At 32.4% G+C, this 26,033-nt stretch carries 30 protein-coding genes and 1 pseudogene; 12 read left to right on the top strand and 19 right to left on the bottom strand.

Annotated features, from left to right (window positions below; translation table 11 throughout):
* Positions 1–39: 39 nt before the first annotated feature.
* Both ygs and KA830_RS06320 read right to left on the bottom strand, forming a co-directional pair.
* Positions 40–441, bottom strand: a complete 402-nt coding sequence (ygs, locus tag KA830_RS06325; RefSeq protein ID WP_046208025.1) for a S1 domain-containing post-transcriptional regulator Ygs — start codon at positions 439–441, stop codon at positions 40–42.
* A 428-nt stretch (positions 442–869) separates the two neighbouring features.
* Entirely contained in the window at positions 870–1,466 is a 597-nt protein-coding gene (locus tag KA830_RS06320) for a peptidylprolyl isomerase (protein WP_046208024.1), read from the bottom strand.
* A 67-nt stretch (positions 1,467–1,533) separates the two neighbouring features.
* Here KA830_RS06320 and kapB point away from each other — a divergent pair, with 67 nt between their 5' ends.
* The 9 genes from kapB (at position 1,534) to KA830_RS06275 (ending at position 9,080) form a co-directional block, all read left to right on the top strand.
* Entirely contained in the window at positions 1,534–1,914 is a 381-nt protein-coding gene (kapB, locus tag KA830_RS06315; protein ID WP_204179775.1) for a sporulation phosphorelay system protein KapB, read from the top strand.
* 128 nt (positions 1,915–2,042) lie between these two features.
* Positions 2,043–4,460 (top strand): Na+/H+ antiporter subunit A, encoded by a 2,418-nt coding sequence (locus KA830_RS06310; RefSeq protein WP_204179774.1) that lies wholly within the window; start codon positions 2,043–2,045, stop codon positions 4,458–4,460.
* Positions 4,441–4,869 (top strand): Na(+)/H(+) antiporter subunit B, encoded by a 429-nt coding sequence (locus KA830_RS06305; protein WP_080760407.1) that lies wholly within the window; start codon positions 4,441–4,443, stop codon positions 4,867–4,869. Before KA830_RS06310 ends, KA830_RS06305 begins: the two co-directional genes overlap by 20 nt.
* A complete protein-coding gene (mnhC1, locus tag KA830_RS06300; protein ID WP_040030166.1) occupies positions 4,869–5,216 on the top strand; it encodes a Na+/H+ antiporter Mnh1 subunit C in 348 nt (115 codons plus the stop codon). The genes KA830_RS06305 and mnhC1 overlap by 1 nt, the downstream gene beginning before the upstream one ends.
* Positions 5,203–6,699 carry a Na+/H+ antiporter subunit D gene (locus KA830_RS06295; RefSeq protein ID WP_046208020.1) on the top strand — a complete coding sequence of 499 codons (1,497 nt, stop codon included), beginning with the start codon at positions 5,203–5,205 and terminating at the stop codon, positions 6,697–6,699. The genes mnhC1 and KA830_RS06295 overlap by 14 nt, the downstream gene beginning before the upstream one ends.
* Before the next feature lies 1 nt (position 6,700).
* Complete coding sequence (gene mnhE1, locus KA830_RS06290) at positions 6,701–7,180, top strand: Na+/H+ antiporter Mnh1 subunit E (protein WP_070657792.1); 480 nt, start codon at positions 6,701–6,703, stop codon at positions 7,178–7,180.
* The gene (locus tag KA830_RS06285; RefSeq protein ID WP_046208018.1) at positions 7,180–7,473 is read left to right on the top strand and encodes a Na(+)/H(+) antiporter subunit F1; all 294 of its coding nucleotides are present in this window, start codon (positions 7,180–7,182) and stop codon (positions 7,471–7,473) included. The genes mnhE1 and KA830_RS06285 overlap by 1 nt, the downstream gene beginning before the upstream one ends.
* Entirely contained in the window at positions 7,451–7,807 is a 357-nt protein-coding gene (locus KA830_RS06280; protein WP_064209455.1) for a Na+/H+ antiporter subunit G1, read from the top strand. Before KA830_RS06285 ends, KA830_RS06280 begins: the two co-directional genes overlap by 23 nt.
* A gap of 127 nt (positions 7,808–7,934) precedes the next feature.
* Positions 7,935–9,080: an NAD(P)-binding domain-containing protein gene (locus tag KA830_RS06275; protein ID WP_145381499.1), complete on the top strand. Its 1,146-nt coding sequence runs from the start codon at positions 7,935–7,937 to the stop codon at positions 9,078–9,080.
* Between the two features lie 146 nt (positions 9,081–9,226).
* Here the strand turns inward: KA830_RS06275 and KA830_RS13695 are convergent.
* From KA830_RS13695 to KA830_RS06245, 7 genes and pseudogenes are all read right to left on the bottom strand, one after another.
* Positions 9,227–9,395: pseudogene (locus KA830_RS13695) on the bottom strand (transposase); the annotation flags it as partial.
* Positions 9,396–9,710: 315 nt separating this feature from the next.
* Positions 9,711–10,091, bottom strand: a complete 381-nt coding sequence (locus KA830_RS06270; RefSeq protein ID WP_204179773.1) for a hotdog fold thioesterase — start codon at positions 10,089–10,091, stop codon at positions 9,711–9,713.
* A 29-nt stretch (positions 10,092–10,120) separates the two neighbouring features.
* Positions 10,121–11,437 carry a Na+/H+ antiporter family protein gene (locus KA830_RS06265; protein WP_046207525.1) on the bottom strand — a complete coding sequence of 439 codons (1,317 nt, stop codon included), beginning with the start codon at positions 11,435–11,437 and terminating at the stop codon, positions 10,121–10,123.
* Between the two features lie 210 nt (positions 11,438–11,647).
* On the bottom strand, positions 11,648–13,123 hold the full coding sequence (locus KA830_RS06260) for a leucyl aminopeptidase family protein (RefSeq protein WP_204179772.1): 1,476 nt from the start codon (positions 13,121–13,123) through the stop codon (positions 11,648–11,650).
* 170 nt (positions 13,124–13,293) lie between these two features.
* The gene (locus KA830_RS06255; protein WP_046207523.1) at positions 13,294–14,502 is read right to left on the bottom strand and encodes an NAD(P)/FAD-dependent oxidoreductase; all 1,209 of its coding nucleotides are present in this window, start codon (positions 14,500–14,502) and stop codon (positions 13,294–13,296) included.
* A 237-nt stretch (positions 14,503–14,739) separates the two neighbouring features.
* Positions 14,740–15,099, bottom strand: coding sequence for a HesB/IscA family protein (locus KA830_RS06250; protein WP_046207522.1), 360 nt, complete (start codon positions 15,097–15,099; stop codon positions 14,740–14,742).
* A 13-nt stretch (positions 15,100–15,112) separates the two neighbouring features.
* Positions 15,113–15,349 (bottom strand): YuzB family protein, encoded by a 237-nt coding sequence (locus tag KA830_RS06245; RefSeq protein WP_019469672.1) that lies wholly within the window; start codon positions 15,347–15,349, stop codon positions 15,113–15,115.
* A gap of 441 nt (positions 15,350–15,790) precedes the next feature.
* Here KA830_RS06245 and KA830_RS06240 point away from each other — a divergent pair, with 441 nt between their 5' ends.
* Positions 15,791–16,855, top strand: a complete 1,065-nt coding sequence (locus KA830_RS06240; RefSeq protein ID WP_064209459.1) for an NAD(P)/FAD-dependent oxidoreductase — start codon at positions 15,791–15,793, stop codon at positions 16,853–16,855.
* A 92-nt stretch (positions 16,856–16,947) separates the two neighbouring features.
* Here the strand turns inward: KA830_RS06240 and KA830_RS06235 are convergent, their stop codons facing one another.
* A complete protein-coding gene (locus KA830_RS06235) occupies positions 16,948–17,259 on the bottom strand; it encodes a YuzD family protein (protein ID WP_064209460.1) in 312 nt (103 codons plus the stop codon).
* A 106-nt stretch (positions 17,260–17,365) separates the two neighbouring features.
* On the opposite strand from KA830_RS06235, the gene KA830_RS06230 reads away from it, so the two are divergent.
* Positions 17,366–17,608 carry a NifU family protein gene (locus KA830_RS06230; RefSeq protein ID WP_019469675.1) on the top strand — a complete coding sequence of 81 codons (243 nt, stop codon included), beginning with the start codon at positions 17,366–17,368 and terminating at the stop codon, positions 17,606–17,608.
* A 363-nt stretch (positions 17,609–17,971) separates the two neighbouring features.
* Here KA830_RS06230 and dltD read toward each other — a convergent pair whose 3' ends face one another.
* The 8 genes from dltD to KA830_RS06190 all read right to left on the bottom strand — a co-directional run bounded on the left by dltD (position 17,972) and on the right by KA830_RS06190 (position 24,840).
* Positions 17,972–19,117, bottom strand: coding sequence for a D-alanyl-lipoteichoic acid biosynthesis protein DltD (gene dltD / locus KA830_RS06225; protein WP_210134134.1), 1,146 nt, complete (start codon positions 19,115–19,117; stop codon positions 17,972–17,974).
* Positions 19,114–19,350 (bottom strand): D-alanine--poly(phosphoribitol) ligase subunit 2, encoded by a 237-nt coding sequence (gene dltC / locus KA830_RS06220; protein WP_046207518.1) that lies wholly within the window; start codon positions 19,348–19,350, stop codon positions 19,114–19,116. Before dltC ends, dltD begins: the two co-directional genes overlap by 4 nt.
* Positions 19,351–19,367: 17 nt before the next feature.
* Positions 19,368–20,582 (bottom strand): D-alanyl-lipoteichoic acid biosynthesis protein DltB, encoded by a 1,215-nt coding sequence (gene dltB / locus KA830_RS06215; RefSeq protein WP_046207517.1) that lies wholly within the window; start codon positions 20,580–20,582, stop codon positions 19,368–19,370.
* Positions 20,579–22,042: a D-alanine--poly(phosphoribitol) ligase subunit DltA gene (dltA, locus tag KA830_RS06210; RefSeq protein ID WP_204179770.1), complete on the bottom strand. Its 1,464-nt coding sequence runs from the start codon at positions 22,040–22,042 to the stop codon at positions 20,579–20,581. Before dltA ends, dltB begins: the two co-directional genes overlap by 4 nt.
* A 14-nt stretch (positions 22,043–22,056) precedes the next feature.
* Positions 22,057–22,203, bottom strand: a complete 147-nt coding sequence (locus KA830_RS06205; RefSeq protein WP_046207515.1) for a teichoic acid D-Ala incorporation-associated protein DltX — start codon at positions 22,201–22,203, stop codon at positions 22,057–22,059.
* Between the two features lie 446 nt (positions 22,204–22,649).
* Entirely contained in the window at positions 22,650–23,609 is a 960-nt protein-coding gene (locus tag KA830_RS06200) for a 2-hydroxyacid dehydrogenase (protein WP_046207514.1), read from the bottom strand.
* Between the two features lie 10 nt (positions 23,610–23,619).
* Positions 23,620–24,399: a TIGR01457 family HAD-type hydrolase gene (locus tag KA830_RS06195; protein WP_073343673.1), complete on the bottom strand. Its 780-nt coding sequence runs from the start codon at positions 24,397–24,399 to the stop codon at positions 23,620–23,622.
* A gap of 6 nt (positions 24,400–24,405) precedes the next feature.
* Positions 24,406–24,840 (bottom strand): DUF86 domain-containing protein, encoded by a 435-nt coding sequence (locus KA830_RS06190; RefSeq protein ID WP_210122938.1) that lies wholly within the window; start codon positions 24,838–24,840, stop codon positions 24,406–24,408.
* Between the two features lie 145 nt (positions 24,841–24,985).
* Here KA830_RS06190 and KA830_RS06185 point away from each other — a divergent pair, with 145 nt between their 5' ends.
* On the top strand, positions 24,986–25,252 hold the full coding sequence (locus KA830_RS06185) for a DUF3055 domain-containing protein (protein WP_046207511.1): 267 nt from the start codon (positions 24,986–24,988) through the stop codon (positions 25,250–25,252).
* Between the two features lie 300 nt (positions 25,253–25,552).
* On the opposite strand, the gene KA830_RS06180 is transcribed toward KA830_RS06185, so the two are convergent.
* Entirely contained in the window at positions 25,553–25,939 is a 387-nt protein-coding gene (locus tag KA830_RS06180; protein WP_064209465.1) for a YutD family protein, read from the bottom strand.
* Positions 25,940–26,033 lie beyond the last annotated feature (94 nt).

Below are 26,033 nucleotides of genomic sequence, written 5' to 3'. Positions count from 1 at the left end.
GCTTATAAATAAAAAACACTAACATCTTAAAATAAAATGTTAGTGTTTTTTAAAAGATGACTGTTCATCTTTTATCGCGTTTTTGGACTGTTTAATCCAAACCGGTAAGCGTTCTTTAATTGTTTGAAACCCATATTTCTCGGTTTCTTTAATTTCATCTAATACTGATTGCTTTTCTTTTTTACGCTCATAATTTTTAAAATAGTCGTTATCTTTTAAAGAAAGATTTAACTTTCCTTCTTTATCAATTGAAATGACTTTTGCTTTTACAATTTGTCCTTCCGATAAAAACTTTTTTAAATTATGGACGTAATCATCCATAATTTCAGAAATATGGATTAATCCTTCAGTATTGTCAGGGGTTTCTACAAAAGCGCCATACGGTTGAATACCAGTCACACGAACTTTGATATGTTGACCTACTTTATAGTGATTATTCAACGTGATAACCCCTTAATTCGTTTTACTTAACATGTTCATAATAGCATAAATCATTCAATGGTACTAATATTACCTAGAAAAATTTCACGATTTATCAAAAATCAAGCTACACAACCACGGATTGAATTTCACTTATATCTCACTATACAAAGGCTTTTAAACCATTCCCAAGAACTGTTACTTTCATCAATACTTTCAAAATAAAAATTCTTAAGTTTTTGCCTATAATGGTATTTTATTGAATATATTACACCATCACGCTCCAATGGAGATAACTAAAATTGTCAAAATAAAATAAGAGGCTGAAACAATGAATTTGTCTCAACCTCTTAAACATTTTTTATTTTTAATATAACAGGTATTTAAAAACAATTTAAAAATGGTTAAATGCTTACTAGAGTTTACCATCTTTCAAACTTTATTTTACCTTATTTTTCAATAATATCTATTGAATCAATCGTGATATCATGTAAAGGTTTATCCTGTGGTCCTACCTTAGTAGCCGCAATATCTTCTAATGTAGATTCACCTTCTAATAATTGACCAAAAACAGTATGCTTTTGATCTAACCAAGGTGTACCACCCTTTTCACCATAAGCTTTCACAATCGGTTCTGGCCAACCACCATCTGCGAGTTGGCTAAGCATAGATTCTGGTACTTCTTTCATTTGAACAATAAAGAATTGTGAACCGTTCGTATTCGGTCCAGAATTTGCCATCGATAAAGCACCATATAAGTTGAATGCTTCTAGTGAAAACTCATCTTCAAACGGACCTCCATAAATACTTTCACCGCCCATACCAGTTGCTGTTGGGTCGCCTCCTTGTACCATGAAGTCATTGATTACTCGATGAAAAGAAATGCCATCATAGTAGCCATTTTTTGCATGTGTAACAAAGTTTTCTACAGTTTTAGGCGCAATATCAGGCAATAATTTGAAAGTCATATCACCCTTATTTGTATGCATAACCATTTTTATTTCATTTTCGTTTACTTCTGAATTTAACTGAGGATAGTTCGACATTTTTATTCTCCATTTCATGTTAAGATGATATATGTATTCTAACATAAAATGAGGAGTGTATTGAATTATGTTATATCGTTTTGCACATAAAACTGGAAGTTATGGTGTATCTATTATAGAAGAAGATGACAATCAAGTACTTGTTCAAATTGAACAGGTCATTAAACATCCAAAACAAGGAGACTTACATCACCCAAACGAAACGAACAATGTCTTTTTTCACGAACGCAAAGCTTTAAGTCAATTTGAAAAGCGCTATACTTCAAAATCCAAACTTAGACCTTTTAATGTAGAAGAACTGGATTATATACAATCTTTACAATTTGCCATTACGAATTTAGAAAACAAATTAAAAAAAGAAAATACCGAATTTGCACAATACTCACTTGCTAATTTAGCACAATTAAAAAAAGATTATTCAATTCAATACAAACAAAATTTTGAATAAAAATACCGTGTTTCTTCTTATTTAAAACAAACTTAAAATTAAAGCTCCACAAGGGTTAGCGTGGTTTTTCAGAATAGTCTTATTCATGTATAATGACCTTATACTATTTTTAAAAGGAGGATAAAATAATGAGTTTGATACATATAGCGGTGTTATTACCGTTAATATTTGCACTCATTATTCCAATTGTATATCGCATACATAAGCGGATACATTTAGGATGGTTTGTGTTACCTATCCCCGTCGTCTTATTTATATATTTTATATCAATCATTTCGACAACAATGTCAGGTGAAAACGTAGTACATAAAGCAAATTGGATGCCTCATTTTGGCATGAATTTCGATTTATACGTTGATGGCTTAGGCTTATTATTCAGTTTATTAATAACTGGTATCGGAAGCTTGGTTGTATTATATTCCATTAGTTATTTAAGTCGACAAGAGCAATTGGGTCATTTTTATTGTTACCTTTTGCTTTTTATGGGTGCCATGTTAGGGGTCGTATTATCAGATAATATCATTATCTTATATCTGTTTTGGGAGCTAACTTCATTTTCAAGTTTTCTACTCATTTCATTTTGGAGAACAAAACAAGCATCTATTTATGGTGCACAAAAATCAATGCTCATAACTGTTTTGGGCGGTCTTTCTCTGCTAGGTGGCCTTATTTTACTATCACTTGCAGGTAATTCTACCAGTATTCAAACGCTCATCAATCATGCGTCTGAAATTCAGACAAGCCCTTACTTTATATTGTCTATGATTTTTGTCATCATTGGAGCAATGACTAAATCAGCTCAGTTTCCATTTTACGTTTGGTTACCGGATGCTATGGAAGCACCGACACCCGTTAGTGCTTACTTGCATTCTGCAACGATGGTTAAAGCTGGCCTTTACTTAGTTGCTCGTATGACACCAATATTCGCACTTTCTCAAGGTTGGATTTGGACGATTACTGCAGTCGGCTTAATCACGCTGTTCTGGGCATCTTTGAATGCCACAAAACAACAAGATTTAAAAGGCATTTTAGCTTTTTCAACTGTCTCACAATTAGGCATGATTATGTCAATGTTAGGTATCGGGGCAGTAAGTTATCATTTCGAAGGTGCAGATAGTCAAATTTATGTTGCTGCGTTTACAGCGGCTGTGTTTCACCTTATAAATCACGCTACATTTAAAGGTGCATTGTTTATGGTAACTGGTGCTGTTGATCACAGTACAGGAACACGTGATGTCAATAAATTGGGTGGCTTAGTAACAATCATGCCAATTTCTTTTACGATTACATTAATTACATCATTGAGTATGGCGGGTATTCCACCGTTTAATGGTTTCTTATCTAAAGAGAAATTTCTTGAAAGTATGATTGAAGTTACACATGCTAATATCTTCAGTTTAAATAGTATTGGCATACTCATACCTATCGTAGCAATTTTGGGCAGCGTATTCACTTTTGTTTATGCAGTTAGATTTATTGGTCAAATATTCTTAGGTAGTTATAAACCAGATAATTTACCAAAATCAGCTCATGAAGTTTCAAAATTAATGCTAATCTCTCCAGGTATTTTAGCACTACTCGTCATTGTTTTTGGGTTCTTCCCTTCAATATTGACAGGTACGATTATTGAACCAGCTGTCAACGCAATCAGTAATAATACAAATGCAACAGCTGAGTTTCATATGTTCCATGGATTTACACCAGCCTTTTTCTCCACATTGGGCATTTATGTAGCTGGTATATTCTTAATATTTAGCTTTGGTTATTGGATTAGTTTATTAAAAGCACAACCTACAAAACTAACAATCAATTATTGGTATGATAAAGTTGGAACGGTATTCCCAGGCTATTCTAGTCAATTTACCAACACTTATGTTACTGGATTTACACGTAATAACTTATTAATCATTTTTGCGTCTTTAATCGTAATTACACTTGTGACGTTATTAGTAACACCATTCAGTGTTAACTTTAAAGATGTTAGTGAAATCAGACCATTCGAATTGATCATCGTAGTCATTATTATTACGGCAGCTTCAATGATTATTTTTGCTCGCTCACGTCTATTCAGTATTATCATGGCAAGTGCAGTAGGTTATGCAGTAGCAATCTTCTTTATTTTCTTTGGTGCGCCAGACTTAGCGCTGACGCAATTTGTTGTAGAATCTATTTCTACTGCATTGTTCTTATTATGTTTCTATCACTTACCAAATCTAAATCGACATAACGAGTCCACTTCATATAAGTGGCTGAATGTTTTGATTGCCATCGGTGCTGGTACTGTTGTAACAGTATTGGGTTTAATCACATACGGAAATAGACACTTTGGCTCAATTGGAGAATTTTATAAAGCGCATGTATATGATTTAGCTCATGGTACAAATATGGTCAACGTTATCCTAGTTGACTTCCGTGGTACGGATACTTTATTCGAATCTTCAGTATTAGGTATTGCTGGATTAGGTGTTTACACAATGATTAAACTTCGTTATAAAAATAAACCAAATGATGAAGGAGGAACTCACATTGAAAAGACAGAAAAATAATTTAATATTCCAATACTCTGCCATTGTGATTTTCTTCTTAATCGTTATGTTTGGTTTACACCTATTTCTAACAGGACATTATACACCTGGTGGCGGTTTCGTCGGTGGCTTACTATTATCAAGTTCACTTGTGATTGTAGCTGTGGCTTACGATATTAAAACGATGCGTAAAATATACCCATGGGACTTCAAAAAACTCATTGGTATCGGGTTGTTCTTTTGTTTAGCTACACCGATGGCGAGTTGGCTATACAATAAAAACTTCTTTACGCATACACCTTTTGAAATTCCATTAGGTATTTTAAAACCTATAGAAATGCACACTGCCACATTTTTTGATTTAGGTGTTTTATGTGCGGTTGTTGGCACAATAATGACTATAATATTAGCGATTGGAGAGAATGAGTAATGGAAATAGTGATGATTTTTGTTTGTGGTATTCTCACTGCAATGAGCGTCTATCTCATTCTTTCTAAAAGTTTGATACGCATCATTATTGGGACTACATTACAAACACATACAGCTAATTTATTTTTAATAACGATGGGTGGTCTTAAAAAAGGTGAAGTCCCTATTTATGAAAAAGGGTTCACTTCATATGTGGATCCAATTCCACAAGCACTCATATTAACAGCAATTGTAATTTCATTTTCAGTAACAGCCTTTTTCTTAGTATTGGCTTTTAGAAGCTATAAAGAACTAGGTACAGACAACGTAGAAAGCATGAAAGGGGTGCTAGATAATGATAGAGAGTAATCTTATTATTTCATTACTTGTCATACCAATGTTAACAATTATTGCATTAATTTTTATTGGTAAACGCCCTAAAATTAAACGCTACGTTGCATTAACAGGTACTGCAGTTACATTAATTTTTGCTTTTATAAATCTAAAGAATGTTCTCAGAGATGGACCTATAAAACTCGAGCTTGGTTCATGGGATGCACCGTATAGTATTGTTTTTGTTACAGATATTTTTAGTATCTTACTTGTGATTACAAGTTTGATTGTAACAATGTTGATTATCTTATATTCATATCAATCAGTAGGTATCGAACGTGAAACATATTATTATTATTTTGCCATAATGTTTATGCTCACAGGTGTTATAGGCTCATTTATAACTGGTGATATTTTCAACCTTTTCGTATTCTTTGAAGTATTTTTAATGGCATCTTATATTTTATTAGTTATTGGTGGCACACAAGTTCAATTGAGTGAAACGATAAAATATGTGCTTGTGAATGTGACATCTTCTGCTTTCTTTGTTATAGCCGTTGCAATGCTTTATTCTGTCGTCGGTACATTGAATTTAGCAGATATCAGTGAAAAATTAAGCCAACTATCAACACAAGACAAAGGAATTATCAGTATTATATTTATTATGTTCATCTTTGTTTTTGCTACAAAAGCTGGTGTGTTTCCAATGTATATCTGGCTACCAGGTGCTTATTATGCGCCACCTATAGCAATTATCGCTTTCTTTGGTGCATTGTTAACAAAAGTTGGGGTTTACGCAATAGCTAGAACAGCAAGCCTTTTCTTTGGCGATTCCTCTAATTTTTCGCTGTACACCATTCTATTCTTAGCCTTACTTACAATTATTTTTGGTTGTGTGGGTGCAGTAAGCTACTTTGATACTAAAAAAATTATCATTTATAATATTATGATTGCTGTTGGTGTCATTTTAGTAGGCGTAGCAATGATGAATCAGGCTGGCATGATGGGCGCAATTTATTATACTTTACACGATATGTTGATTAAAGCAGCACTATTTTTCTTAATTGGTGTGATGTATAAAATTACCAAAACACACGATTTACGCAAATATGGTGGCTTAATCAAACATTATCCTGTATTAGGTTGGTCTTTCTTTATCGCTGCTTTAAGTTTAGCCGGCATTCCGCCGTTAAGTGGTTTTTATGGTAAATACTATATCGTTCAAGCTACTTTCGAAAAAGGATTTTATCTAAGCGGTATAATCGTATTACTATCTAGTTTAGTCGTACTTTACTCTGTTATTCGTATTTTCTTAAAAGGATTCTTCGGTGAATCTGAAGGTTATGAAGTCAATCCTAAACTGCAGTACAAAGGTATCTTAACAGTAGCTATTATCGCAGTTGCCATATCAGTAATATTTGGCCTATCCGCTGACTTTTTACAGCCAATCATAAAAGATGCTGCTGAAACATTCTATAATCCTAGTGTATATATAGACAGCGTATTGGGGGGTAAATAGTATGGCAATTCAAATATTAGTAAATTTAATTTTATCTGTGTTTTGGCTATTCGTTACCGGCAGTTATACATTTAATAATTTCCTTTTAGGTTATATCTTTGGTCTTTTATTAGTATTCCTAATGCGCGGTGTCTTACCCGGTAGATTTTATATTATTACTATTTATAAAATTATTAAATTATTTATCGTCTTTTTAGTAGAATTGATTAAAGCAAATATTGATGTTATTAGAATCGTAACTAAGCCTAAAATCAACAACGAACCCGCCTTTTTTACTTATCCGACCGATTTAAAAAAAGATTGGCAAATTGTGTTGTTATCAAATTTGATTACACTGACACCAGGCACAATTGTTCTAGGCATTAGTGATGATCGCACAAAAATATACATTCACAGTATTGATTTTAGTACTAAGGAAGAAGAAATAGAAAGTATTAAATCATCACTTGAAAAAGTGGTAAGAGAGGTAGGCGAATATTAATGAACTACAACGTAATATTAATCGTGGCATTAGTTATCGTAACATTGTCAATGTTTGGTATGCTTGTTCGTGTCATTATCGGCCCTTCTCTTGCGGATAGGGTTGTGGCACTCGACGCAATGGGTATCCAACTAATGGCGATTGTAGCACTATTTAGTATTTTCTTAGGTACTAAATATATGATGGTTGCTATTTTGTTAATTGGTATTTTAGCATTTTTAGGAACCGCAGTGTTTGCAAAATATATGGATAAAGGTAAGGTGATTGAACATGATAACAACGATCATCATTAGCATAGCGCTTATCTTAGTTATCCTTGGCTCACTCATAAGTGCACTAGCTGCGATTGGCCTCTTGCGTTTAGATGACGTATATGCGCGCGCACATGCTGCTGGTAAAGCTGCTACATTGGGAGCAATGTTACTTATAAGTGGTGTTTTCTTATATTTCATCGGGCGTGAAGGTTACGTAAATATGCAATTACTTATTGGAATATTATTTATTCTGATAACAGGTCCACTAGCAAGTCACCTTATTATTAAATCCGCATATAATTTGAGAACACCCGCTTCCAAAAGAACAAAACGTGATGATATACAAAAAGACCTAAAAGATACAAAATTGTAAAGTCATTAACTTACGCATTCCAATTAACTGGGATGCGTTTTTTATTTTATAAAATTAATGATTGCTAAATTCGGTGTATGATGATATATTAAATCGTAATTATTACGTTTTAAAAGGAGCTGAAAATATGTCTACTTGGACCATAATCGGTGGCGGTATCCAAGCAGTTACAATCGCAATAAAATTAAAATCCATAGGTATCAAAGACCACGAACTAACAATTATTGATCCACATCAAAGTTTATGCGAGCAATTCGAGGATTATACTCAACGCATTCAAATGCCTTATTTACGTTCGCCGTGTGTCCACCATATACATCCTAATCCCTTTCATTTAAATCAATTTGCTAAATGTCATCAATATATTAATGCCAGTTATGGACCGTATAAAAGACCAAATCGAGCGTTATTTATAGACCATATTCACCATCTATTACATAAATTCAATTTGAACAAGAACCATATTGTCGGTTTTGCTAATAAAATCAGCTTCAACCAAAAACAATGGCATGTACAATTATCACAACACAATTGGATTACATCAGATTACTTGGTGATTGCAACAGGTTGTAATCACGTACCCTATATTCCACATAACTTTAAACATACACCAGATGTATATCATATTTTTGATTCACGATTAAATTTACATAAACAAACTTCTCATGTCGTCGGAAGTGGGATTTCTGCAGCACATGTCACTTTAAAATTACTACAACATCAACCGCAATCAGTCATTCATCTTTGGACAAATAAAGTCATTGACGTACATGACTTCGACGCAGATCCAGGTTGGTTAGGTCCCAAAAAAATGTCAAACTTTAGTGCATTAACTGACTCTAAAACCAAAATGAAAATCATTCAAAAAGAGCGCCATAAAGGTTCTATGCCTAAAGAATTAGCATTGAGGCTCAAAAAACACATGAAGCAAGGTAAATTAATAATGCATATCAATGAATTAAAAGATATACATCATCATCATATTTGTACAGAACAATATTGTATGTTCTATGATAGCGTAGTATTAGCCACAGGTTTCGAAGATACACTAATGCAACAACCAATTATCAAGCAGCTCGTTAAAAATTTTAATGCACCTGTGTCAGACGCGGGACTGCCTTCTATTTCATCTCATTTAGAATGGTTACCGAATTTATTCGTCACAGGTGGTCTAGCAGATTTAGAACTCGGTCCCTTTGCTCGCAACATCATGGGTGGCCGTGAAGCAGCAGCAAAAATTGCAACTGCTGTATTATCAAAAAAACCGTATTGAACATAAGATATATTTAACAACAAATAAACATATTCAAAAGAATCTGGGACATAAAGTTCTTGGACATGTGAAAAAGCCAATTTCAATTGAAATAATAATTAACTCATTGAGTTGCTACTTTGCTCATATTAAATACCATTAATACCAAGAAATAAAGATACTAATAAGACATCTACTTTAAGATTTACTTTAAAACGATTCATTGTTTTATAAAAGGTGTTTGATTTTGTGAGAGCTACATCATTCAGATACGATTATTAAGCATTTTTTCTATTTTACGATCAGTGTATACAGATTGGTGTATGCATGTAGAATAATTATTAATATCATTTTGGTTAATATAAGACCTTGTTTTTAAAGTATTTTAATGTGAAATGACATATGAATACATTGTATTTTGGCGTGTCGATTGAGGAAACAAGACAATCTGAAGCTGTTTCCTAAGAAAGCGAGACAACCATACGAAATATTGAATAACAAAGAAGCACGCAGATGTATTAATTAAATCATCTGCGTGCTATTTTTCTAGGTTTTTATCTCAAGCTCATATATAGTTTACATGTAATAATAATTAGCTTGAATACACGCTAATCATTAAGATTAAAATCACCAATCTAATACTTTAATTGCTCATTGCCGTTTACGTGGTTTTATAGCAACGGTTCCTCTCATTACACAAATCAATCTATTATTTTGGTCTCTGATATCTATGTTCCAAACTTGAGTCGTACTACCTTCATGTATGATTGTAGCAGTCGCAAATATTGTCCCTTCGGTTGTCGAACCTATATGATTCGCATTCATTTCTAAACCTAGGGGAATGTAATGCTCTGTGTCAATGATTTCAGCAGCCCCCATAGAGCATGCTGTTTCTCCGAGCGCTAAACTCGCCCCACCATGTAAAAAGCCAAATGGTTGTTTCACTTCATCTGTTACTGGCATGGACATAACCATAAGTCCATGTTCTTGTCGCTCTACCTTTATCTTTAAAGCATCAAGCATATTTGCCATTTAAGACACCTCTTTTTTTGTTCTTAGATTTATAATATCATAGCCGCTATTGTTCCAAAAATAATTAGAGGAATGTTATAGAAAACAAAGTTTGGAATACATGTATCACGAATGTGATCATGTTGACCATCAACATCTAAACCTGCCGTAGGTCCTAATGTTGAATCACTTGCAGGTGATCCTGAATCACCTAATGCACTTGCTGTTCCTATCAACGCAATCAATGCCATAGTACTTAATCCTAAAGATTCACCTAATGGCACAAATAACGTTGCAATAATAGGTATTGTAGCAAATGATGAACCGATACCTAATGTTACGACCAAACCAATAATGTACATGACAATAATACTAAATAATTTATTCTCACCAATAACATCGCTAAGCCCACTTACTAAATTACCGATATCTCCTGTTTCATTCATTACACCTGCAAATCCATTTGCTGATAAGATTACGACACCTATAAATGACATAATTTTAATACCATCTACAAATTTTTGGTCTAACTCAGTCCACTTGTATGCACGTGAGATGAAGAATACAAGCACACCAGCTAAAGCCCCAAATATCATAGAATCAGTGAACATTTGTACTAAAAACGTAGCAATAATAGAAATAATGGTTACTATGAGGACATATGGTCTAATTTCAATTTCACTCATATCTTTAATATCTTTATGTTCAGAATATTTTCTAGGTTTTCTATAATAATAAATACCTGCAATTAAGCCAACAATATAGCCTAATGAAGGAATCAGCATCGCTTTCCATATCATGCCCATTTCAATTGGATGATCTGCTTTAGAAAATCCGCTTTGAATGATTTGATGGAAAATCTGACCGAAACCATATGGCAATAATACGTATGGCCAACATAAACCAAAGCCAATGATAATAGCAATTTGTCTTCTATCTATATTAAGTTCATTGAACAAACTTATTAATGGTGGTATCACAATTGGGATAAATGCAATATGTACAGGTATTAAGTTTTGGCTCATTACACTCATAATTAAGAGGGCACCGATAATAATCACTTTAACTTTAATACGTGACATTTTACTGTTTTCCGCGTGAATAGCATTGATAATTTTATTTACTAAATAGTCAGTAATACCACTATAAGAAATCAACGCAGCAAACCCACCTAGTAAAGCATAGCTCAATGCCACTTCTGCGCCATCAACAATATTTTTACCAAATACAGATACAATGTCTGTGACGCTCATACCTGCGATTAAGCCACCAACTAGTGCACTGATAAATAAGCTTATAACAACATTTAATCTACATAAACAGAGTACAATCATCAGTACCACTGCTATAACAACTGCATTTATCACAAAAGCACAACTCCTTTATTACGTTATCGAACTAAAGTATCACGAGATTTATAATAACAATTGCTTATCAAATTGTCAATCCTATCTTGATATTTAGATAAAATATGAATCATTAACCTGCCAACCTTGTGATATAAGGTTAAAAAAACTTCAAGTTAATCTACTAAAATTAACTTGAAGCTTTTGTTTTTAATGGTAATATTGTTACATCTATAGTACGCGTAACCATTGTACGATTGTTGATATTAGATAACCTGTAGGTCCCACAGGCCCTTTATAACTTGATTTATTCGTAGTAGCAGGCCCTGCGATATCAAAATGTAAATGTGGTGTATTACCTGCAAAATGATTGATAAATGTTGCTGCAAACAATGCTTTACCTTGACCATTGGTATGGTTAACTAAATCAGCCACTTCACTTTTTCTTATCAGTGCTTGTTCTGTGTCAGTAATCGGTAATTCAAAGACTTTTTCATCCATCATTTGTGCTTGTTGTAGAATAGATTTTAACGTAGTGTCAGCATTTTGATTAAAAACGGCAGCTTTATCTTCACCTAACGCAGCTACAGCAGCGCCAGTTAACGTTGCAAAATCTAATATTATACTTGGCTGAAATTGATTTGCATAAAATACAGCGTCACCTAAAACAAGGCGCCCCTCTGCATCAGTATTTAATACCTCTACTGATTCTCCGCTAAGTGCTGTGTAAACATCATCTGGTTTCATTGCTTCGTCATTCACCATATTTTCGGCAGCGGCAATAATTCCAACAATATTTAGTGGCAGTGCTAATTGACGAGCAGCTTCGATCATTCCTATTACATTTGCTGAGCCACACATATCAAATTTCATGGTCTGCATACCTGTTTTTGATTTGATTGAATAGCCACCTGAATCATACGTAATGCCTTTACCTACGAGTGCAATAGGATTTTCTCCTGGTTTTCCACCATTATAAGTCAACGTTATTACGCGTGGACCATTTTTAGAACCTTTACCAACTGCATGAATTAACCCAAAACCTTCTTTTTGTAAAGTTTTATTATCTTTGATATCAACTGATACGCTAGTGTCATTAAATTGATTTTGTATCAATTCTGCATAATAAGCTGGTGTCAATATGTTAGGTGGTATATTACTATAATCACGTGCTAAATTAACAGCAGTTGCAATAGCCTCTCCTCGTTCAATAAACTCGACAATGTGATCTTCTTCTGTGTGAATCTCTATTGTTAATTGATAAGGCGCTGATTTATTAGTTTTATAACCATCAAAATGATAGATAGATTGTTTACTTTGTTTACCAAGAATTTCTGCTATTAATTCCGTTTCTACTTTTTGAGATTTAAACGTGTTAAACAACAATGATGCTTTAGTTATCCTTTTGCTATTTAAAGTTTGAAATAAATTTCCGAAGATTTTTAAATAATCATTATATCCTAATGTTTTAGTATTTCCTAAGCCCACAGTAATCAGTTTATGTGCCTTCTCATCTACTTTAAAAAATGTACTCGAAATCGCTCCAACATTGGTGCTGAAAATATGATGTTCTTTTAAAGGGGATAATAAGTCTTTTATGTCATTTCCAGCAATTTGTATCGACTCTAATTGATTTAAATGTTCAGGCACACCTACAATAATTGTTTCTTGTTCAATCTTAGAAGTGTTATTTATAACTGTTTTCATCAAACATCCCTCATTTCAATTTATTCTGTCACATTGTATCATTTTAATGTCGGATCATTATAAAAATGATAGATTATATCATACTATATATAAAATTTGAGGCTGAGACAATTTATGTCTCAGCCTCAATATTTATGGTCAATAGATACATATCTATTGGTTATCAGTTATTAAAATTTACCTTTTTTAAATGCTAAACCAATACCACCAAGTTTGAATACTGCACGTGTATCGATTACTTTTTTCATAAATGCAGCTTTTTTACCTTGGATATCTTTACCATAAACAACACCAACGCCATCGTTAGCACCTAAAGAACATACTGTACCGCGATCAACATATTCAAACTCTTGAGTAGGTTGACCTTCTAAAATATTTTTAATGTTTTTAGCAGTGTGCTCGCCTTCTTGCATTGCAATTTGTGCTGTAGTAGGTAATGGGCGTTCTTCACCAGCTGGAATAAATGCAGAACAATCACCTATTACAAAAATATCATTATAACCATCGATTGTTAAATCTTGATTTGTAACGATACGGCCACGTTTAACGCCTTCGAATGATTCTTCCATTAACTTACTACCACGAACACCTGCTGCCCATACAACTGTATTTGCTTCTAATTGTTGTTCTTCATCATTAACTTTAACTACGAAACCTTTTTCATTTGCAGCAACAATCGGTGTAGCAATTTTAAATTCAACACCTTTACTTTCTAAATAACTAACTGCATGGTTTACTAATTCATCAGAGAATTGAGGTAACATTTTTGGAGCAGCTTCTACACAAGTAATTTTAACTTTTGTTTGATCTACACCATATTTGTTACATAACTCAGGGATACGGTCAGTTAATTCACCTAAGAATTCAACACCTGTAAAGCCTGCACCACCAACGATAATAGCTAAATCTTTATCATCTTTATTTTTAGAAGCAGCGTAGTTAGCAAATTTGTCTTCAATATGGCGCGCTAATTTACGTGCAGTTAAAATATTTTCGATTTGGAAAGCATGATCTTTCATACCTTTAATACCAAATGTTTCACTTTCGAAACCTAAAGCAACAACTAAAATATCAAAATCAAAGATTCCTGCATCAGTTTCTACTTTTTTAGCATTGCGATCAATTTTTGTAACTTCTGCTTTAATGAAGTTTACTTTATTCTTATTGATTACGCTTTCAACTGGATATAAAACATCTTCATAACTAATTGTTCCAGCTGAAGCTTCATGTAACCAAGTTGCTTCATAGTGATAATCATTCTTATTGATTAATGTAATTTCAGCTTCATCAGCTGAAAGTTGCTTTTGTAATTTGGTAATAGTTTGTAACCCAGCGTAACCAGCGCCTAAAACTAAAACTTTTTTACGTTCTTGAGCCATTTCATTCACCTAAGCTTTCATAATTTTTTTGTTGCGATCGTCTTTTTATAATTTACTGATTTACATAGAAATTCACAAAAAAGACATTTTTCATCCAACACTAATTTTATAGTTTTTATAGTTTATTTTCAAGCCGAAACGCATATATTGTTTATTTTTTCACATAAACAGATAAAAGACTATAGTCCTAACCACATTTAGTCGAACTATAGTCCATAAACACTCGGTTTAAAATTTTTAACAATCTTCTGGTGAACCAGAAACTTTTGCAGTTCTGAATGAACTTCCACAACCACAAGATGCAATTGCATTTGGATTGTCTATTTGGAAGCCACCGCCCATTAACGATTGTTTGAAATCAATTTTTGTACCTTCCAATACTGGTATATCATATTTATCAACTAGCACTTTGACACCGTGAAATTCAAATATTTCATCATTTTCACTAGGTTCAGCTTCTGCAGACATACCATACGTTAATCCTGTGCAACCGCCACCATTAACTTTGATTTTCAAAAAGCCATCTGGCATATCATTCTGTTCCATCATATCTTTAACTTCGTATGCTGCCGCTTCTGTTAGTTCAACTACTGCCATTGAAATTACCTCCCTAAAAAATCCATGTTTCTTCTATATGTGAATAAATATTTTGTAATAAGTCGTCTGGTGATTCTCCTTCAACAATATCACCGTTTACTAATGCATACAAGCCACTTGAGCAAATGCCACAATTTTGCAGACATCCATATTCTAAAACGTCTACACCTGGATCATTTTCAAGTTGATTATATACATAATCTCCACCTTTCGCTAAATTCGAAATGCAGAACTCAACTATTGGATTCATATTACACCCTCTCAATTAATTATCAGTTTAACAATTATAACAAAATCACATCACTTTTGACCACTTACTAGCTTATATGAATTAATCATTCATTTTGTTGTTTTTGTAACAATTCAATTAAAACAAAACACGTTTTCGTATAAAATGCCATTCACACTAATTTTTTATATTGTTATAATCATATTGTATTTTTAAAGATTTATGTTTACAAATTACAATTCATCACGTTTATTTGTAGAAGTATATAAAAAAGCATATAATATATCTAAGTAAGCTTATTATGAAATTGGTATTTCGTTCAATGAAGACGAATATGATTTAACCAAATTGTGTTTATTGACTTACATTGACGACAAGAGATAAAAATATTATTTATTAACAAAAAATAAACTGTATTTTTATCAAATTGCTCAATATATTTTTACTAAAGGGGTATCATAAATGAAAAATTTAGTACTATTGGGTGGCGGATATGGAAATATGCGCATTATGTCTCATATTTTACCATCGGCACTTCCTGAAAATTATTCTATTACATTAATTGATCGTATGCCTTATCATGGTTTAAAACCAGAATTCTATGAATTAGCTGCTGGTACTAAATCAGACAAAGATATTCGTATGAATTTTCCAGATTCAGAACGTATTAATATTGTGTACGGAGAAATCAATGATATTAATTTAGAAGATCAAATTATTTCAGTTGGCAACACAAAAGTAGATTATGACGAATTAGTCATTGGACTTGGTTGCGAGGACAAATATCATAATGTCCCAGGAGCAGCAGAATACACACACAGTATCCAAACGTTATCAAGTTCACGGGAAACATTTCATCATATCAGTGAATTACCAAATGGAGCAAAAGTGGGTATTGTAGGTGCGGGTTTAAGTGGCATCGAATTAGCGAGCGAACTTCGCGAAAGCCGTAAAGATTTGCAAATATACTTATATGATCGAGGAGAACGTATTTTACGTCGTTTTCCAGAAAAGCTAAGTCGTTATATAGAAAATTGGTTTAAAAAGAACGATGTAACAGTAGTTCCAAATTCTGATATTAATCGTGTGGAACCTGGTAAAATTTTCAATAACGATGTACCTGAACCATTGGATTTAATCGTATGGACTGCTGGCATTCAACCTGTGGAAATTGTTAGAAATTTACCAATTGATATTAGCAGAGATGGCCGTGTCATCCTAAACCAATACCATCAAGTCCCAACCTATAAAAATGTATACGTAGTTGGCGATTGTGCAGATTTACCTCATGCACCTAGTGCACAACTTGCTGAAGTTCAGGGAGACCAGATTGCTGATGTTATGAAATTACAATGGCAAGGTAAACCTCTACCAGAAAAAATGCCAGAACTCAAAGTTCAAGGCTTCTTAGGTTCCCTTGGTGATAAAAAAGGGTTTGCTTACATCATGGATAGAACCGTTACGGGTCGTTTAGCTTCAATCTTAAAATCTGGTGTGCTATGGTTATACAAATATCACAATGGATAAATTTTAATCAGTAATTATAAAGACACGTCTTCCTATACTTTATTAACATGCGTAAAAAGTATAGGTACGTGTCTTTTTTTAAAATAATTAAATTAATGCGCATCCATAAATTGAGTGATATCTCTCAATTGTACATACCCATCTGAAACGTATTCATCATTCATCGTTACAAGCGGATAGAACAATTCATCATCTTGAATACGCTCAATATATTGTTGATCATGATCAGTTAAATTTTCAGTATCCTTTTCTATATCAATATACGTAAACTCAAATTGGATATCTGGATACTTTCTTTTGAGCAATGGTTGCAACCAATCAAAAGTATTACGCGCTGTTGGCGCATTAACACAGCTTGCACAAACAACATCTGCACCATAAACGACTACACTTACTTTATTCATTTTACTTATCCCCTTTTGTCTCGATTGATAGATTTTTCTTTATATATCTATTATAATAAAAAGATAGATAGAAAATGAAATAATATACTTGAAAGGAGGCATTTCCATGCCAACTGAAAACGTAACAATGTTTGATCAAGTAGCAGAAGTAATTGAAAAACTACGTCCATTCTTACTACGTGATGGCGGCGACTGTTCGCTAGTAGATGTAGAAGATGGCATTGTTAAACTTCAATTGCACGGTGCATGTGGTACATGCCCAAGTTCAACAATCACATTAAAAGCAGGCATCGAACGTGCTTTACATGAAGAAGTACCTGGAGTAGTAGAGGTAGAGCAAGTATTCTAGTTGATCAACTTATAAATAAATTAAACAACAAAAACGTCAAATTTTATAGAATTCTTCGTTTATGAATCTTTCATCAAATAGCTGATTTATAACAAAATGCACTTTCATTTAAACATGAAAGTGCATTTTTATATTAAAACCAGAAATAAAATTGAAAATTGTATGATAGCGAAGTGATTTGACTTTATTGCTTAAATTTATACAAGTCATTCCTGACGTAATCAGCACGCTGTTCATTTTTAATCAAAGGCACAACCGATAAATAAAATCAGTAAACACGATAGAAAATCCATAGTTGCGATTTCCTATCCTAGTCAACATTTTAATCATCATTCAAATCATTCATCCTTAATTTGAAAGTAGTTATTTGCGCATGTGCTGAGCAATGTGCTCACTAATATAAACCCAACCTTTCCATCCTATATGGACGGCATCACTGATAACATAAGGTTCATAATCTTTATCTGTCATGTCGTAAATTTTCCCGCCACGACTAATAACTGTGCTCTTAATTTTATTATATACTTTCTGACGTTTTTCTTTATTTACACCTATGTGATCGTACCATTTTCCATTTGATGGAAGACTAATATATTCAATATCAGCACCAGCCTCTCGCATATTATCTACCAATAACTCCAAATCTTTAAATTCTGGAGAATTACTATTAAATTCATAATCTCTGTTCACTTTACGCTTATGCTTTTTTATTAATTGCCAATACTCATCTCTAATTTTAAATATATTTGATTGTGAATGTTTAGCACCATAGTATTCAGCTTTATTGCGAAGCATCCCCCAACTGTCATCTTGTGCAGTTACCGGTGTAATATCTGCTAACTCAGTATTTGCAAGAGGTAAATTCGACTTTATTGCTTCAATTTTTTCAAATTGATTCATTTTAAATGATGATACATATTGGTCATTGTCACTAATTTTACCTTTAGCTACTTTTTCTAAATAGTTTCGATTTTCTACATTTTTAAATCTTAATAAACGTTTGGCATAGCGCTGTTTAAGTTCTGGGCTTAAATGCTTTTGCTTAAATAAGCGGTTCAACTGTGCTTTAGACATACGAGCATCAAAATTTTTATTAGTTAATCCATGGTTTGTAAACCATTGCGGCGATATAATAAGTGACATTTTCTTTCCTTTTAAATGATCATATTGTGAGGCTAATTCCACAGCATTAATTAAATCTGTAGAACCACCTGTGCCAATTAGAAATGGTTGCTTAGCATGCATATTGTTATCGCGCAACAATATAGATGGATTAAACGGGTCATCTTTCCCAAGTTCACTAGAACCGTAAATTGGATAAAAATGATTCGACTTAAACATCTGCTCTTGGATTAACGTACCTTTTAACACTTGATCTGAGAGTGAAGTACGTTGATTATCTAACGTTTTCTGAGTGATTAATCCACTAAACCAACTAGAAGGTAATATTAAGAAAATCCCAAATAAACATAAACTGATGATAATTGGTATAAAATGTTTTAATTTCATCTTAATTCTTCTAATACCGCTGCAATCTTATTTGGTGTTGCCCATTCATCTCTGTCAAAATCCATAATTGAAACCTCAATATCTAATTTGTTTTGAATTTCTAATAATAAACCGACCGTTTGAAATGAATCTATAATACCTTCTTCAAATAATTCAATGTCAGGATTTTCTTTCACGATATTATTTTCAGTTACTTCAACTAATAAATCTAATACTTGTTCTTTAAATTCCATTATTATTCCTCCTAATTTTAAAACAGTTTTCCTGAAAAAATCAGAAAACCAAATGTTACAAAATGAAATGTTACAACAATACTCAAAGCAGTTGTAAACTGGTTCTGCCAACGTGGACGATGTTTTTTTCTCCATTTTTCATAATAGCCATATCCAATAAATAATGCTGCATGATACAACCCATACAAAATGTAATAAAGTTCTATACCATGCCATATGCCCATTATTAAAAAGTTTAAGAAAAAGGCTATATTCGACATTGCAAATTGACTTTTTAGTAATTTTTTCTTTGACATAAAAAATAATGACCGCATATAAATACAATCTCTAAACCAAAATGATAGTGACATATGCCATCTATTCCAAAAATCTTTAATATTTTTAGCTTTAAATGGCTGGTTAAAGTTTTGTGGCGTTTGAATACCATAAATATAGCTAAACGCAATAGCAAAAAGTGAATATCCGGCAAAGTCAAAAAATAAATATAAACTGTATGCGTACATATATAACCATTTTGTGATAACACCAGAAAAATCGAGCATTAATGGATTAATTGCAAATGTTTGTATCAAATAAGCAATAATATATTTGTATAAAAATCCAAGCATAATGTAATGTATTGCTTTGACAAATAAACCATTATAGTCACTTCCACTCAGAATTTTATTGTCATCTTTCACAAAACGTTTGTAACGATCAATTGGTCCTGAGGAAATGGTTGGAAAAAAAGATATAAACTGTACGACTTTCCAAAATTTAATCTCTTTGATTGAGCCATCTCTAATTTCCATTAATAGTTGAACACTTTTAAAAGTAACATACGAAATGCCTAAAAATCCGATGAATTCTATGACTTTACTCTCATGTAGTTTTAACTGTGCCATTCCAAACCACGAACTTTGCATAACTTTCACAACAATAAGTGGCAAAACAGAGAGAAAAATAACCGATATAAATTTTGCTGTTGTATTATTTTTAGCACGAGAATTCCAGTAATATATGATAATCAACACTTGCCAAATTAAATAAAGGATAAAATTTATCAGTTCTAAACTCAAAAAAGCTTGTCCAAATAGATGATGCTTATTCGATGAAAATATTAATATAATCATGACTGCTGTACTCAAACCATTATAAATTTTGCTCTGCTTACCCATAAATCCTAATATAATAACTGGTAACAAAATAACAAATGCTATAAGAAAGAATGTAAAATCGCCGTATGGAATCATTTCTCTATAGCCTCAGCAATCTTTTTACGATCTAATTTTCCATTCATCGTAAGCGGTAATTTCTTCATATATATTAACTTTTTAGGAATCATATATTCGGGCAATACATGTTTTAATTCCGTTTTTATTTCATGAGTTAAAGTTTGAACGTCTTCGTGGGTTTCGCAATCACTTAAAATAACTGCAGCATTTAAATGAATGACTTTGTTATTTTTATAAGTTGGTACAACAACTGCATCTCTGATTTTTGCTAACTTTCGCAATTGAAACTCTATTTCTTCTAATTCCATACGATAGCCGTTTAATTTAATTTGATAATCTATTCTTCCATTAATAAACCATTGGTTATCAATCAATTGTGCTTTGTCACCAGTATAATAAGATTTCTCACCATCCGATTTGGTAAATACTTTTTTTGAACGTATGTCATCTTTGACATACCCTTCACTTACGCATTTACCTGAAATGATAAGTTCACCTTCGTCGGTTAACGATAACTTCGTTCCCGGTTGAGGTATACCTACTGGTAATGGATTATATTGATTTAAAACTTCATCTGTAACTAATATACTTGTGACTGCTACCGTAGCTTCTGTAGGGCCATATGTATTGTAAATGTATGCAGATGGGAACCGTTGAAGCAATAGTTCTGCTGTTTTATGTGCCAAAATCTCACCACAAAAGAAAAATTCTTTCAAATTACTATAATATGTTTCCGTTAAGCGTGGCAGCATAAGACACATTTCCATAAATGAAGGCGTAGATACCCATACATTTATTTTTGCTTCTTCTAACATTTGATTTAATAATTTTGGTTTATTTATCATTACTTTATCTACTAAGTTTAAGGTTCCAGCAGTCATTAAACACGGGTATATAGACATGACAGATAAATCAAATGAAAAAGGCGCTTGATTGAGCCATTGTTGATTTGAACCAACTTGATTGAGTTCTAACATCCAATTTGTAAAAAGATTGAGACTTTCATAACTGATTTGTACACCTTTTGGTGCTCCAGTAGAACCTGATGTAAAAATAGTATAAGCAATATCAGAATCTTTTATATTACTTACTGTGGTGTCATCTTGTTTTACACTTGATAATGAATCTTTTGAAATAAAAGAAACATGCTCTATTTCTATTTGTTCATCAGTAGTATTAAATATATATTGTGGCTCTATTTTATTTATAATTGATAGCATACGATCTTGAGGGATAGAAGTATCTAGGGGAACATAACCACAACCTGCCTTCATACTACCTACCATTCCTACAATCATATACGGGGACATATGCCCGTATAAAATCAATGGTGTTTTAGCATCTTTTAATATCATTGCAAGTTGGTTGGCTAACCGATTTAGTGCTTCATAGGTCAAAATTTCGTCATTATGTTTAACTGCAACTTGATTTGGACAGTTTTCTCCATGTCCTATTAAAGTTTGAATGATGTCTTTCATGATAGTCTCCTTAATTAAAATTCATTGTAAATAAAGTTATTGTGTGTATCACCTGTACCATAAATTAAATATAATGCAATTAATATAGTTAGGTACATTACTGTCAATAACCATGGCTTGAATTTTTGTAAAGCAGTATGTTCTTTATCGTTTTTGTGCATATTTCACCTCTAAAATTTATATAAATTCAACATTAATCATCTTCATTAAATTATTTTTTATATTTTACACCTTATTGTATATAAGTTATTAAACTTTTTCACCAATTAATTATACAATTTTTCCTACATCATTACAATTAAATATTTGTGCATATATATAACAAAATTGTTAGATAGTATATAAATAAATAGAGTATTATTTTAAAATTCAAAAAAACACACAATAAACTCATTTAAAAGAATTTATTGTGTATTAATTTTAACTATTCTAACCCAAGATATAGTAATATACATGAATGTAATGACCCTTTTTATCAAATGAGGTGAGCATCCTCGATTTATTAAGTAAGTTCAAATTACGCTATTTAATGTAATGTTACTAAAAAATAAGCTGCCAATCACCCGAGCTAAACAGGTAATAAGCAGCTTAAATTCGTTTCAATCATTTATACAACGGGCGTTTTAGGATCTTTTTCGTCTAATACTAGCTTTATATTATCTACGCACAGTTGTATCATTCGGTCTCTTGTTATAACCGATGCACTACCAATATGTGGAAGTATCGTTGCATTGTTCATTGAGAGTAATGGATGTTGCATATCTATGGGTTCCTCTCTTAAAACATCTAAACCACATGCTTTAATTTCTTCATTTTGCAACGCCTTCACTAATGCTTCTTCATCGACAACAGCACCTCTACCGATATTGATAAAAATCGCATCTTTTTTCATCATTTTAAATGCCTTATCGTCAAATTTATCACGTGTTTCTGCAGTTAATGGTGCCGTACAAATGACAAAATCACTCTCTTTTAATAATGTTTCAAATGAAACGTATAATGCACCAAGTGCTTCTTCATCATCTTTATGTCTGGTTCTATTATGATACATTATATTCGTATTGAAACCTTTTAGGCGTCTCGCGAATGCTTTTCCAATATCCCCCATACCATAAATACCAACGTTAGCTTGATATAAATCTTTACCAGCAAATAAATACGGCCCCCAACTCTGCCATTCACCGTTTTGAACATATGTTTCCGCTTCGACTACACGTCTTGCTACTGCAAGCATTAAGGTAAATCCTAATTCTGCTGTCGTTTCAGTTAAAACACCTGGTGTATTCGTCACAACAATACCCTTACTTTGCATCAAATCAATATCTATATTATCATAGCCTACTGCCATGTTTGCTATGACTTTCAGATTTGGTGCAGCTTCAATCACTTCTTCATCCATTATTTCACTTAATGTCACAAAACAAGCAGTTGCGTCTTTTAAAGCAGTTAAAAACTTTTCTCGTGGCATAGGGGTCAATGACGCATCCCAAACTTCTACTTCACCGATGTCCTCTAATTGCTTAATAAATTTCTGTGGAATTTTTCTACTAACTACGATTTTTTGCATTCAATCACTCCTAAATTTCGAGTTCTTTGATTACTTCATTTAAGTCTTTAAAACTATATGTTGGCGGTGTTGCTTTTTGATTAACATCATCTAAAGTTGATACACCTGTTTGAACATGTATTGTATCAACATCAACATTGATTCCAGAAAGTATATCTGTATCATATAAATCACCTATCATTGCAACTTCAGAGCGATCTAACCCTAAAATTTCCAAGGCTTTATTCATAATAATAGGTTCTGGTTTACCAATAAATATTGGTTCAACACCAGTAGAGACTGACACAACGCTTGTAATCGCGCCATTACCTGGTAAGAATCCACGTTCTTTGGGAATGGATACATCTTTATTAGTTGAAATAAATTTTGCACCGTTTCGAACACCTAGCGTAGCAGTTGCTAATTTTTCATAAGTTACAGCTTCATCCAAACCAATAACTACGTAATCTACATACTCATCATCTTTTATTTTCAAATGATGTTGCGTTAACGCTTTTTCTAAACCTGAGCCACCTAACATATAGATTGAAGCGCCTGGTTGTTCATCAGCAATATATTCTGCAGTTGCTAGAGCAGACGTCACGACTTCATCTGCTGTAGCATCAACTCCCATCGCTTTTAATTTTTCTGCTACTTCTGTAGGTTCTTTGGTAGAGTTATTCGTAACAAATAAATGAGGTATTTGATGCTTGTTTAAGTATTCAATAAACTGCGCTGCACCATCAATTTTTTCATTTCCTTTGTACATCGTACCATCCAAATCAATGAGATATGCTTTGTACTGTTTCATCAAAACTTACTTCTCTCCTTTTTGTCCAAATGCTGTTATAGGCACATTTTCATTATCCAAAAATTGTATTACCTCATCGATAAATTGTTGATAATAATCAAGTGTTTTATCAAAAAGTGGTTTTAACTTTGTAGTATCGAGCTCGTCATAATAATGAACGAATTGTTTTCTAACATCTACAGTTTGGTTAATATTACTTTGAGTATCTTTAGTGATTACATTTTCTAACTCTAAAATATCGATGACATCTTTATAATTGCCTGGATCTCTTAAAATAAAGCCATCAATAATCATATTACCAATATCTACCGATGATTCGATCAACATTTGTGAAATTCTTTCAAATGCATAGTGATTATCTCTATATTTCGGATAATCATTTACCAATTGTTGTAAGTAATTTATTTTTTTATCTAACTTTTCTTTATTAACAAAATACATCTATGTCACCCCTATCATTCTCATCATACCACACCTTTGCAGTCGAATTCATTTATGGTTATACTGTAAATTAAGACTTTTTATTTCATTAAATGATTCGAATGATAAAAAACTTTAATAACTCAATGATGAAAGGGTGTTTATTATGATAGATATGTACCTCTATGACGACGATGAATCATCACAGGTACAATTTGTAGGTTTCGTCGGAGAATATAGTCGTTATGATTTAATGCTCATACAAACTGATCGCCATTTTGGAAAAACAATGGTTTTAAACATGCAAACAAATAAATTTGGCATTATTGGTACAGATGATTTAGAAGAAGAAGGCTATATTGCTTATATTTTAGGTGTAACTGAAAATGAAGGCAATGAAATCACTGAATACCTCAATCAAGTTATACAATAATTACCACGATAAACGCACATGTTTAGATAATATTGCTTGCATAAAATCACTTCAATTTGTTAGCAATTAGTTTATCCAATATTGCTAATGAAATTAATGCACATGATATGTCACAATGTCATGAATCATTCAATAATAACTGCTTGATGTAAGGCTGAATCACCTACGATAATCAGCCTTTTTCATTAGGCACCATATTTCAATCATAGAAAAAGGCTACGATACTAAACCTTAAATCTCGGTTTAATATCGTAGCCTAACTTATTAATAATATGAAACTAACTCTAAATTTACATCAACTTAGTGCTCAGTATCTTGAATTGTTGGTTGGATTTTGACATCTTGTAATTTATTTTCTTCAAATGGTATTTCTGCATTTTCATCCTCTGTTTCAATTCGGGATTTAATCTCACTTTCAGGAACTTTTCTTAAAATAAAATACGGACATCCAAAATTGCAGTATTCTAATAAATAATCTTGAATTGTCGAAAAGCGCTTACTTAATTCAGCCTTTTTATTCGAGTCTTTATAGAATCCTTTTAACCTTAATTGATCATATCCAAAATCTCCTACAATATAATCATATTTATCTAAAATGTCTGCGTAACGATTTGCAAATAATGTTTCATCAAAACATTCTCTATATTCTTCTATAATTTCAAAATAAAAACTATTAACTTTTATCATTATACTCACCTAATCTAATTTTCATTACTCAATTTAACCATACAGTGTCTGACTTAAAAAGGTTAGTAATCTATTTTTATAATTGCTAATAAAA

Source organism: Staphylococcus sp. GDY8P119P, assembly GCF_017892075.1.
GTDB lineage: Bacteria > Bacillota > Bacilli > Staphylococcales > Staphylococcaceae > Staphylococcus > Staphylococcus ureilyticus.
Note: the sequence above shows the minus strand (reverse complement) of the source record. Positions and strands in the feature narration are given on the sequence as shown.